The sequence below is a fragment of the Rhodococcus sp. (in: high G+C Gram-positive bacteria) genome (assembly GCF_049286785.1).
Lineage (GTDB): Bacteria > Actinomycetota > Actinomycetes > Mycobacteriales > Mycobacteriaceae > Rhodococcus_F.
In genome coordinates this window covers 1-10,129 of sequence record NZ_JBAQEO010000438.1, presented here as the reverse complement: position 1 = coordinate 10,129, position 10,129 = coordinate 1, and the positions used below count along the sequence as shown (strand labels likewise).

Annotated in this window: 12 protein-coding genes; 7 read left to right on the top strand and 5 right to left on the bottom strand. The window is 65.7% G+C overall.

All coding sequences use genetic code 11. The annotated features are described in order from the left end of the window. Nucleotides 1–227: 227 nt before the first annotated feature. From WAW17_RS16050 to WAW17_RS16035, 4 genes are read right to left on the bottom strand one after another with little or no spacing between them, the layout of a single operon-like run. Nucleotides 228–1,211: an NAD(P)H-dependent flavin oxidoreductase gene (locus WAW17_RS16050; RefSeq protein ID WP_422333938.1), complete on the bottom strand. Its 984-nt coding sequence runs from the start codon at nucleotides 1,209–1,211 to the stop codon at nucleotides 228–230. Between the two features lie 41 nt (nucleotides 1,212–1,252). Beyond that, a complete protein-coding gene (locus WAW17_RS16045; protein ID WP_422333937.1) occupies nucleotides 1,253–1,651 on the bottom strand; it encodes a nuclear transport factor 2 family protein in 399 nt (132 codons plus the stop codon). A gap of 6 nt (nucleotides 1,652–1,657) precedes the next feature. Next, a complete protein-coding gene (locus tag WAW17_RS16040) occupies nucleotides 1,658–2,440 on the bottom strand; it encodes an enoyl-CoA hydratase-related protein (RefSeq protein ID WP_422333936.1) in 783 nt (260 codons plus the stop codon). A gap of 10 nt (nucleotides 2,441–2,450) precedes the next feature. After that, nucleotides 2,451–3,422: an NADPH:quinone oxidoreductase family protein gene (locus WAW17_RS16035; protein WP_422333935.1), complete on the bottom strand. Its 972-nt coding sequence runs from the start codon at nucleotides 3,420–3,422 to the stop codon at nucleotides 2,451–2,453. Between the two features lie 173 nt (nucleotides 3,423–3,595). On the opposite strand from WAW17_RS16035, the gene WAW17_RS16030 reads away from it, so the two are divergent. Genes WAW17_RS16030 through WAW17_RS16010 form a run of 5 tightly spaced genes read left to right on the top strand, consistent with a single transcriptional unit; the run spans nucleotide 3,596 to nucleotide 8,246 of the window. After that, nucleotides 3,596–4,789, top strand: coding sequence for a thiolase family protein (locus WAW17_RS16030; protein ID WP_422333934.1), 1,194 nt, complete (start codon nucleotides 3,596–3,598; stop codon nucleotides 4,787–4,789). 42 nt (nucleotides 4,790–4,831) lie between these two features. After that, complete coding sequence (locus WAW17_RS16025) at nucleotides 4,832–5,593, top strand: 3-hydroxyacyl-CoA dehydrogenase (protein WP_422333933.1); 762 nt, start codon at nucleotides 4,832–4,834, stop codon at nucleotides 5,591–5,593. 44 nt (nucleotides 5,594–5,637) lie between these two features. Next, nucleotides 5,638–6,255 (top strand): TetR/AcrR family transcriptional regulator, encoded by a 618-nt coding sequence (locus tag WAW17_RS16020; RefSeq protein ID WP_422333932.1) that lies wholly within the window; start codon nucleotides 5,638–5,640, stop codon nucleotides 6,253–6,255. Nucleotides 6,256–6,283: 28 nt separating this feature from the next. Continuing rightward, nucleotides 6,284–7,444, top strand: coding sequence for an acyl-CoA dehydrogenase family protein (locus WAW17_RS16015; RefSeq protein WP_422333931.1), 1,161 nt, complete (start codon nucleotides 6,284–6,286; stop codon nucleotides 7,442–7,444). A 43-nt stretch (nucleotides 7,445–7,487) separates the two neighbouring features. After that, nucleotides 7,488–8,246: an SDR family NAD(P)-dependent oxidoreductase gene (locus WAW17_RS16010; protein ID WP_422333939.1), complete on the top strand. Its 759-nt coding sequence runs from the start codon at nucleotides 7,488–7,490 to the stop codon at nucleotides 8,244–8,246. Between the two features lie 2 nt (nucleotides 8,247–8,248). Here the strand turns inward: WAW17_RS16010 and WAW17_RS16005 are convergent, their stop codons facing one another. Then, nucleotides 8,249–9,100: a crotonase/enoyl-CoA hydratase family protein gene (locus WAW17_RS16005; RefSeq protein WP_422333930.1), complete on the bottom strand. Its 852-nt coding sequence runs from the start codon at nucleotides 9,098–9,100 to the stop codon at nucleotides 8,249–8,251. Nucleotides 9,101–9,270: 170 nt separating this feature from the next. Here WAW17_RS16005 and WAW17_RS16000 point away from each other — a divergent pair, with 170 nt between their 5' ends. Together WAW17_RS16000 and WAW17_RS15995 are read left to right on the top strand one after the other, a co-directional pair. Beyond that, nucleotides 9,271–9,630 (top strand): antibiotic biosynthesis monooxygenase, encoded by a 360-nt coding sequence (locus WAW17_RS16000; protein ID WP_422333929.1) that lies wholly within the window; start codon nucleotides 9,271–9,273, stop codon nucleotides 9,628–9,630. Nucleotides 9,631–9,772: 142 nt separating this feature from the next. Next, nucleotides 9,773–10,129: DUF6292 family protein (locus WAW17_RS15995; protein ID WP_422333928.1), on the top strand; the 357-nt coding region annotated here is incomplete at its 3' end.

Here is a 10,129-nt window from a genome sequence, read left to right as displayed (position 1 = left end):
TCACTGAAAGTGCTTTCTGATGCGGCGGATAATCTGGACTTCAACGACCCTGATCATCCCAGCTCAGAAGGCACTTTCCTCATTCACACGCCGACGCGGCCACCAAGATCTTCCACGGATTCAGGTTTAGTGCATGCGCCGATGAAGCTCATCGAAGAAGGCTGAAACCAAATCTGCTGCAGCGTTCCTCATGAGCGCCATACCCCCCGAACTGCGCGACTGTGTTGTCAGACGCCGAGACGTGTGCGCGCTTCGGCGTATTCGCGGGCCAGCCGGTCGACGAGTGTGGCCGTGGGAACGACGGCGTCCACCGCACCCACGCCCTGGCCGGCTCCCCAGATGTCACGCCACGGCTTCGGCTTGGCCTTGTCGGATCCGGTGGCGGTGTCGTCACCGGTACCGAAGTCCATTGCGGAGGGATCGGACTGGGGCAGGGCGACCGGGTCGAGACCGGCGGCTTCGATACTGCCGCGCAGATAGTTTCCGTGCACTCCGGTGAACAGGTTGGAGTAGACGATGTCCGATGCGGTCGAGTCGACGATCATCTGCTTGTACTCGGTGTCTGCGTTGGCCTCTTCGGTGGCGATGAAGGCGGACCCCACGTAGGCGAGGTCTGCTCCCGCCGCCTGCGCTGCGAGGATGGAACGGCCATGGGCGATGGAGCCCGAGAGGAGTAGCGGGCCGTCGAACCATTCGCGGATTTCCTGGATCAGGGCGAACGGCGACTGGGTTCCGGCATGACCGCCGGCGCCGGCAGCCACCGCGATGAGGCCGTCGGCGCCCTTCTCGATCGCCTTCTTCGCGTAGGTGTTGTTGATGACGTCGTGGAGCACGATCCCGCCGTACGAGTGGATGGCCTCGTTGACGTCGGCGCGGGCGCCCAGCGACGTGATCACGATCGGTACCGCGAATTCGACGATGGTCGCCAGGTCTTCGGCCAGGCGATCGTTGGACTTGTGCACGATCAGGTTGACCGCGAACGGTGCGGACGGCGCCTCGGGATTGTTGGCGTCGTACTTGGCCAGTTCCTCGGTGATGCGCTGCAGCCATTCGCGCAGCACCGGCTGGGGGCGCGCGTTGAGCGTGGGGAACGATCCGACGATGCCGGAGGTGGACTGGGCGATGACGAGGTCGGGTCCCGAGACGATGAACATCGGCGACGCCACCACCGGAAGGCGAAGCCGGTCGTGCAAAATCGTGGGCAGGCTCATGGAAACTCCTTGTAGGACAGTGGTTCTTGTAAGCGGGTGGTTCAGGACTGGGCTAGTTGCTCGCCCATGCGGGGGATGAGGGCCTGAAGGCCCTTGAGCGGGCGGATCATGACCTTGAACGAGGTGATCCGGTCTTCGTCACTCCAGCGGATCATGTCGACGCCGTTGACGTGGATCCCGTCGAGATCTGCAGCGAACTCGAGAACTGCAGATCGTTCACCGTACCACTCGTCGACGTAGTGGAAGCCGGTGTTCTCGAACACCGTCAGTGCGGCACCGAGGTAGGCGAATGTCTTGGCCTTACCTTCTTGCGGAGTGAACACCGCGGGGGAGGAGAACACGGCGTCCTCCGCGATCAGCGTGTCGAGAGCGCGGAGGTCGGACGTCTCGACGATCTCGTGCCAACGGGCGATGACTGCGGGGCGGATAGGGGTTGTCACGGTGCCTCAGCCCCGTCCGAAGACGGCCGGACGCTTTTCCTTGAATGCAGCAACACCCTCTGCGAAGTCGGCAGCCGCGAGCAGAACGAGCTGTCCCTTGCGTTCCCGCGCGAAGGCGTCGTCGAGTTCCACGAGGGTAGCGTCGTTGATCGCCATCTTCGTTTCGGCGAGGGCATCCGGCGGGCCGTCTGCGAGGCGGTGTGCCAGTGTCTCCACCGAATCGCGGAACTCCTCATCGGGATAGACGTCTGCCACGAGGCCCGCGGTGAGCGCGTCCCGAGCCGGGAGTCGCTCGGCGAGCAGTGCCATCTTCATGGCCCGGGCTCGGCCGATCGAGGCGGCGACCAGGGCGGTGGCACCGCCGTCGGGCATCAGGCCGACCCTGGTGAATGCCAACAGGAAATAGCCGGACTCCGTGACGACCGTGAGATCGCACGCCAACGCCAGGGATGCGCCCGCTCCGGCGGCAGGGCCGTTGACGGCTCCGATGACCGGCCGGGGGAAGGCGCGAATGGCTGTGGCGGCGCGATTCAGGGCGTCGATGAGATCCGGCGACGGGGAATCCAGGTCTCTCGCGATGGAGAGGTCGGCGCCCGTGCAGAATGCGCGTCCGGCGCCGGTGAGGACGGCGACGCGAACCGACGAGTCGCCCGTGTGCTTCTCGAAGGCGCCGGCGATGGCCTCGAGGGCCTCGGTGGTGACCGCGTTCATGCTTTGGGGCCGGTCGAGCGTGATGCGGAGAATGCCGCCCTCGACGGCGATCCTCACACCGGGATTGTCAGTAGTCATTGGAGATCCTTCACGAAGTTCGGAGAGAGAGGACGATTTTTCCGGTGGCGGTTCGGGTTTCGAGTGCGCGTAGGGCGTCGCCGGCATTCGCGAGCGGGTAGAGGGTGGGTTCCGCGATCTGCAGGTCGCCGGAGTCGAGCAGGGGTGCGAGTGCCGCCCACTGCCTCGCGGGGTATCCGGGATCGGTGCCCACGTACTCGCCCCAACCGGCGCCGACCACCGAGATATTGCGGAGGAGAAGACGATTGACCTTGACGGTGGGAATCTCACCGCCGGTGAAACCGAGCACCACGAGGCGGCCACCCGGTGCGAGACTGCGCAGGCTGTCGGTGACGCGATCACCACCGACCGGATCGAGGATGATGTCGACCCCGCGGCCACCGGTGATCTCCCGGACGCGGTCCTTCCATCCCTCGACCAGGACCGCATGCGTTGCGCGTTGCGCGAGAGCCGTTTTCGCCTTCTCCTCGGAACTGACCACGGCGATGGTTTCGAGTCCCAGCGCGGCGGCCACCTGGAGTGCGGCCACGCCGACACCGCCGGCCGCGCCGTGCACGAGCACGGTCTCCCCGGGACGGTAGCGGGCTCGCTCGTCGAGAGCGAAGTGCACCGTGAGGTAGTTCAGGAGGAAGCCCGCCCCGGCCTCCAGCGATACCGAGTCGGGCAGGGGAAACACCAACTGCGCCGGCACCGCGACGGTCTGCTGCCAGGCGCCGCCGACCGCTAGTACGGCCACCCGCCGGCCGGCGGCGAATCCGCTGCCTTCGGGTGCGCTGCGGACGACGCCCGCGCCTTCGGAGCCGAGTACGAACGGCAGTTCACGGACCATCTGATAGCTGCCGGTGGTCTGTAGAAGGTCGGGGAACGAGACCCCCGCGGCGTGCAGGTCGACGACGACCAGGCCGTTACCCTCGGGCTCGTCGATTTCGACCAACCGGACTCCACTCGGACCCGATGTCGCGGTCAGTTGCTGCGCATACACGTGATGATCTCCTCCGGTTCGCCCCGAATATCCATACCAGATGCAACTGAGCGGGCGCTAGGTAACCTTAGCCGTTGACCGTGCCCGCAGCGGCGTGGTACTAACTTTAGCGAGCGATCAGTAATGGCCCCCGAATCGAGGGCACCCAAATTCTTCCTCGAAAGGGAATCATCATGACCAACGCTGTCATCGTCGACGTCGTCCGCGTCGCCTCGGGCAAGGGCAAGCCCGGCGGTGCACTGTCCGGGACCCATCCCGTGGAGTTGCTCGCGCACGTTCTGCGCAGCATCGTCGAACGCAACGGCATCGACCCCGCGCAGGTCGACGACGTGATCGGCGGGTGTGTCCAGCAGGTCGGTGAGCAGGCCCTGAACATCTCCCGCACCGCGCTGCTCTCGGCCGGGTTCCCGGACTCGGTGCCCGCCACCACCATCGACCGCCAGTGCGGATCGAGCCAGCAGGCCGCGCACTTCGCCGCACAGGGTGTCATCGCCGGCGCCTACGACATGGTGATCGCGTGTGGTGTGGAATCGATGAGCCGCATCCCGATGGGCACCTCGCCGATGGGCCAGGACGCCTCGGGCCCGGGCATCGCCGCCCGCTACCCGGAGGGCCTGGTCAACCAGGGCATCTCCGCGGAACTGATCTCCGCGAAGTGGAAGTTGGACAGGGAGGCCGTCGACGCGTTCTCCGCGCAGTCGCATCAGCGTGCCGCCGAGGCCGCCGCGAAGGGGCTGTTCGACAAGGAGATCGTACCGATCACCGTGACCAACGCCGCCGGGGAGCAGGTGCAGCACACGGTCGACGAGACGGTGCGCGCCACCACCACCGCCGAGGGACTGGCCGGCCTGAAGCCGTCGTTCTATTCCGAAAAATACGCGGCCCGGTTCCCGGAGGCGCAGTGGTTGATCACGCCCGGCAACTCGTCGCCGTTCACCGACGGCGCCTCCGCCGCTCTGATCATGAGCGAGGAGATGGCGAACAAGCTGGGGCTGACGCCGCGGGCGCGGTTCCATTCGTTCTCCGTTGCCGGTGACGATCCGGTCTTCATGCTCACCGCGCCGATCCCGGCTACCCACAAGGTGCTCGAGCGCGCGGGTCTGAGCATCGACGACATCGACGCTTACGAGGTCAACGAGGCGTTCGCGCCGGTGCCCCTTGCCTGGGCGCACGAGTTCAACGCCGATCCGGCCAAGCTCAACCCCTGGGGCGGCGCGATCTCACTCGGACACGCCCTGGGATCCTCGGGCACCCGATTGCTGACCACTCTGGTCAATAACCTCGAAGCCACTGGTGGCCGCTACGGGCTGCAGACCATGTGCGAGGGCGCGGGCATGGCCAACGCCACCATCATCGAACGTCTCTGACCTTCACTTCTTACCGAAAACCTACTCTCCGAAAGGGATTACATGATCGTCAACGACAGTGTCGCTCTTGTCACCGGCGGTGCCTCCGGCCTCGGCCTGGCCACCACCAAGGCCCTGCTCGCCGACGGCGCCAGCGTCGTCATCCTCGACCTGCCGTCGTCCAACGGTGAGGTCGTCGCCAAGGAACTCGGCGACCGCGTCCGCTTCGCCGCGGGCGATGTGACCGACGAAGCGTCCGTGACCGCCGCACTGGATCTGGCGGAATCGCTCGGACCACTGCGCGTCACCGTGAACTGCGCCGGCATCGGCAACGCCATCAAGACCGTCGGCAAGAACGGCGCATTCCCCTTGGCCGACTTCAACAAGGTCATCAATGTGAACCTGGTCGGCACCTTCAATGTGCTGCGGCTGGCCGCTGAGCGCATCTCGAAGACCGAGCCGATCGACGGTGAGCGCGGCGTCATCATCAATACCGCGTCCGTCGCCGCCTTCGACGGCCAGATCGGTCAGGCCGCGTACTCGGCGTCCAAGGGCGGCGTGGTCGGCATGACCCTGCCGATCGCCCGCGACCTGGCGTCGCTGCTGATCCGCGTGGTCACCATCGCCCCCGGCCTGTTCAAGACTCCGCTGCTCGGCAGTCTGCCGGAGGCCGCGCAGGCCTCGCTCGGGGCGCAGGTACCGCACCCGTCTCGCCTCGGGGATCCCTCCGAGTACGGCGCACTCGCCGCGCACATCGTGTCCAACCCGATGCTCAACGGTGAGACCATCCGCCTCGACGGCGCCATCCGTATGGCTCCGCGCTGATCGAATCCGATCGAAGACCGAACGAACCTGCGAGAGGAGGGGCGATGACCGCGAAGTCGGTGTCCGTCGATTGGCGGACATTCGAACCCCTGCCCCTGACCCCCATCCTCGAGCATGCTCTGGATGCCTTCAACGAGAATGGTTACCACGGCACGACGGTGCGCGAAATCGCCCGTCGTGTCGGGGTGACCGTTCCCGCGCTGTACTACCACCATGAGAGCAAGGAATCAGTTCTCGTGGCGCTCTTCGAAGCCTCGATGCGCGAACTCAACGACCGAGCGGAGAGCGCGGCCGACGAGGCGGGGGACGATCCCGCGGATCGATTCGGCAACGTCGTCGAGGCCATCGTTCTCTATATGACCTACCGGTCCAGGCATGTGGCACTGGACTCCGAACTGCGGCACATCTCGCATGAGAGTCGAAGCCGGTACGCCGCGACCCGCAAGAGACTCGAACTGATGATGATCGACCTCGTAGCGGACGGGGTCTCCCGGGGTGTGTTCACCACGAGCGACACCGCCGAGACGGTGCGAGCGCTCCTCGGCATGTGCCAGCACATTCCGCGCTGGTATCAGCCCGGAGGAGCATTGACGCCCGAGCAGATCGCCACCCGATACATCGACATCGCCCTACACACGGTCGGGTACCGACCGGCCTCCTGACCCGGACACCTGTTGCAGAGGAGAACCAGTGCAGCGCAGCATTTTCGAGCCCGATCACGAGGCGTACCGGGAGACCGTGCGCGAATTTCTCGCCCGCGAGGTCGAGCCGAACTACGAACAGTGGGAAACCGAGAAGCTCATCGACCGCTCGGCATGGCTGTCCGCGGGGAAGTCCGGCATCATCGGACTCTGCGTGCCCGAGGAGTTCGGTGGATCCGGAGTGGACGACTTCCGCTTCCGGTACGTCGTCTCCGAGGAGATCGCCCGCACCGCCACCACCTCGTTCGGGTCGGGCCTGAGCGTGCACGACGACATCACCATCCCGTACATCGTCGGACTCGGTACCGACGAGCAGAAGCGGCGCTGGCTGCCCGGCATGGCCGCGGGTGAGCTCATCGGCGCGATCGCGATGACCGAACCCGGAGCCGGCAGCGACCTGCAGGGAGTCAAGGCCACCGCGGTCCGCGACGGCGACGAGTGGATCATCAACGGTCAGAAAACGTTCATCACCAACGGAATTCACTCCGACGTCGTCATCGTGGTGGTTCGCACCGACCCGAATGCCGGGTCCAGGGGCTTCTCTCTGATCGTCGTCGAGCGGGACACACCCGGCTTCAGCCGCGGCCGCAAGCTGCACAAGGTCGGTCTCGCAGGCCAGGACACCGCCGAGCTCGTGTTCGAGGACGTGCGGGTGCCGGCGGGCAATCTGCTCGGTGTCGAGGGACGCGGTTTCGTCCATCTCATGGAGAACCTGCCGCTCGAGCGACTGTCCATTGCCGTCAACGCCATCTGCGCTGCTCGCGCCGCCTACGAGTGGACCAAGAACTACGTGTTCGAGCGCAAGGCGTTCGGTAAGCCGATCGGTGACTTGCAGAACACCCGGTTCGCGCTGGCCGAGATGCTCACCGAGATCGAGGTGACCGAGTCCCACATCGACCGCTGTGTGCTCGCGCTGAACGCCGGCGAACTCACCGCCGTCGACGCCTCGAAGGCCAAGTGGTGGGCAAGCGAACTGCAGAAGCGGGTGGTCGATCGCGGCGTGCAGTTGCACGGCGGCTACGGCTACATGATGGAGTACCCCATCGCCCGGTCCTACGTGGATTCCCGTGTCCAGACCATCTACGGCGGCACCACCGAGATCATGAAGGAAATCATCGGCCGCGATATCGCGTCCGGGTTCACGAAGTAGCCGGTCCCGGTCGGCACGAAGGAGAACGATCTTGTCGCGTCACATGTTCGATCTCAGTGGAAAACGTGCTCTCGTCACCGGCGGATCCGCCGGAATAGGCCTTGGGATGGCCCGCGGGCTGGCCGGCGCCGGCGCCGACGTCTGCCTCTGGGGCCGCAATCGGGACCGGCTCGAGTCCGCGAGAGCCGAGCTTGCGACGGCAGGAAACGCCGTGGCAGTCCGCAGCGTCGACGTGACGGACGAGCAGGCCGTGATCAGCGGAGTGAAGGCGAGCGTCGAGGTCCTCGGAGGTCTCGACGTGGTCGTGGTCAACGCCGGTGTCGCCGCTCCTTTCGTACGTTTCACCGATTCGACCACCGAGGATTATCGCGCGGTGATGAGCGCGAACCTCGACGGCGCCTACTGGACGTTGCGCGAGACCGCGAAAGTTCTCACGGCGCAGAGCACCGGCGGATCCGTCATCGTCACGTCCAGTCTCGGTGCTCTCCAGGGCGCAGGCCGCAACCAGGCTTATGCCGCCTCCAAGGCCGGGGTCCTCGCCCTCGCCAATGGGTGTGCCGTGGAGTTCGCACGGGCCGGCATCCGCGTCAACAGTGTGCTGCCGGGCTGGGTCGCCACGGACATGACCACCGAGGCGCAGGATTCGGAGCAGTTCACCACCCAGGTGATTTCGCGGGTTCCGCTCAAACGGTGGGGCACTCCCGAGGACTTCGCCGGTATCGCCGTCTATCTGGCGAGCGACGCGTCTGCTTTCCAGACCGGGTCGTCCGTCCTGATCGACGGCGGATACAGCATGTTCTGAGCTCAGCCGCCGAACGACGGGACCGGAAGGTCGTCGCCGAACAGGTCCGGCATGTCGTCCCGCACGCTGTCGGAGAACACGGCCGGCCGCTTCTCGAGGAACGCCGTCACGCCTTCACGGGCATCCGGTCCGGCGCCGCGGATCGTGATGCCGCGGCTCTCGATGCGGTGCGCGATCATCGGGTGCTCGGCGCCGAGCGTGCGCCACATCATCTGCCGGGACAGCGCTACCGAGACGGGGGAGGAGTGCTCGGTCAGGCTCCGGGCCAGCTCGTACGCCCGGTCGAGGAGAGATTCACGCGGGTACACCTTGTAGACGAGCCCGGCTTCGAGGGCCTCGGAAGCATCGAACAGTCGCCCCGAGTACACCCAGTCCAGTGCGGTCTGGAGAGGGACGAGCTTCGGCAGGAACCACGTGGAGCACGACTCGGGGACGATGCCGCGACGGTTGAAGACGAATCCGATGCGTGCACCCTCGGCTGCGAGTCGGAAGTCGGCCGCGAGGGTCATGGTGATGCCGACACCGACAGCGGGACCGTTGATGGCGGCGATGATCGGCTTGCGGGATTCGAACATGCGGAGCACCACACGACCGCCGCCGTCGCGGAGCGATTCCGGGTCGGCATCCTGTGTCTGATCGAACGTGTCGGCACCTGCGGACAGGTCGGCGCCCGCGCAGAACGCTCGTCCGGCACCCGTGAGCACGATGACGCGGACGGCGTCGTCTGCGTCGAACCGGTCGTACGCGGCGATCAGCTCGTCCTGCATGGTGGTGGTGAACGCGTTGAGCTGGTCGGGGCGATTGAGGGTGATCGTCGCGATACCGTCGGTGACTTCGAGTTCGATGTGCTCCACCCGGCCAGCATGGCATGATTACCGAACGATCGCTAGCACCTTTGCAGGGGAAGACGCTCTACGCTGGGACCGTTCGGTGTCGGGGTATCGAGGATGGAGAAGTGGCGGCAGTGACCAGCGTCGACGATAGCGCCGCTGACAGCAGAAGAAGTGCCGCTACCGGTACAACGGTGAATGCATCGGTCACGACCACCATCGTTCGCCGCATCAGTCCGGGCTGTGACGAGGAATTCGCGGACTGGATCCAGACCGGTCTCGGTCTCGCACGTCTGTTTCCCGGATTCCTCGGGGGCGGTTGGCTGAAGGAAAGCAGTACGTCCGACATCTGCGTCATCATTCTCAAGTTCGAAAGCCAAGCGGTACTGGATAACTGGATGGGATCGTCGCTGCGGAGCGGATGGCTCAGGAACGGGCAGAACATCGCTGTGGACGTACCGACCGAGCGGGCACCAGCGGTGGCGGACCTGTTCGAGCGTCCTGCCGCGGCGCTCCGCGCGGATGCGGACCCCCGCGGACGGTCGGACCTGTAACAAAGCAGGTGAGACGACCGATTCTTCTCGTGCGTAGGTGAGACGACCGATTCTTCTCGTGCGGTGACCAATCCCCGAAGCCGCCGGCACCGAATCACTCGGGAACTCCTCACCGCGAACGACACGGAAGTGGGTAGAAACGATGAACAGCCAGCTCCGGGCGACCGGTTCAGCCTCTGTCGCCGACTACGTCACGACTGTGGCCACCACGCTCGACGCGGAGGCGGTTCAGGGCTGGGACGACGACGCGTTCGACGTGGTTCTGACGTTGCCCGACGAGGCCCCGCACTACCCCGGACGGAAGGCCGTCCTCGCCTGGAACCACCATTTCGGGTGGTCACTGGGTGTCCGGGGGCTCACGCCGACCAATCTCGTGATCCTCGACGGTCTGGGTGTGGGACGTACGCCGGAGCCTGGCAGGATCGCCGATCGAGTCGCCGAACTGATGGCGCAGGTCGCCGAGTGCGCTCGTCCCGTGTGGACCCCTCGCCCCGCGAAC

Coding starts and splice junctions, on each gene's coding strand:
- WAW17_RS16050 (WP_422333938.1), bottom strand. CDS start 1,211: ATGAGCCTGCCCACGATTTTGCACGACCGGCTTCGCCTTCCGGTGGTG.
- WAW17_RS16040 (WP_422333936.1), bottom strand. CDS start 2,440: ATGACTACTGACAATCCCGGTGTGAGGATCGCCGTCGAGGGCGGCATT.
- WAW17_RS16030 (WP_422333934.1), top strand. CDS start 3,596: ATGACCAACGCTGTCATCGTCGACGTCGTCCGCGTCGCCTCGGGCAAG.
- WAW17_RS16025 (WP_422333933.1), top strand. CDS start 4,832: ATGATCGTCAACGACAGTGTCGCTCTTGTCACCGGCGGTGCCTCCGGC.
- WAW17_RS16020 (WP_422333932.1), top strand. CDS start 5,638: ATGACCGCGAAGTCGGTGTCCGTCGATTGGCGGACATTCGAACCCCTG.
- WAW17_RS16010 (WP_422333939.1), top strand. CDS start 7,488: ATGTTCGATCTCAGTGGAAAACGTGCTCTCGTCACCGGCGGATCCGCC.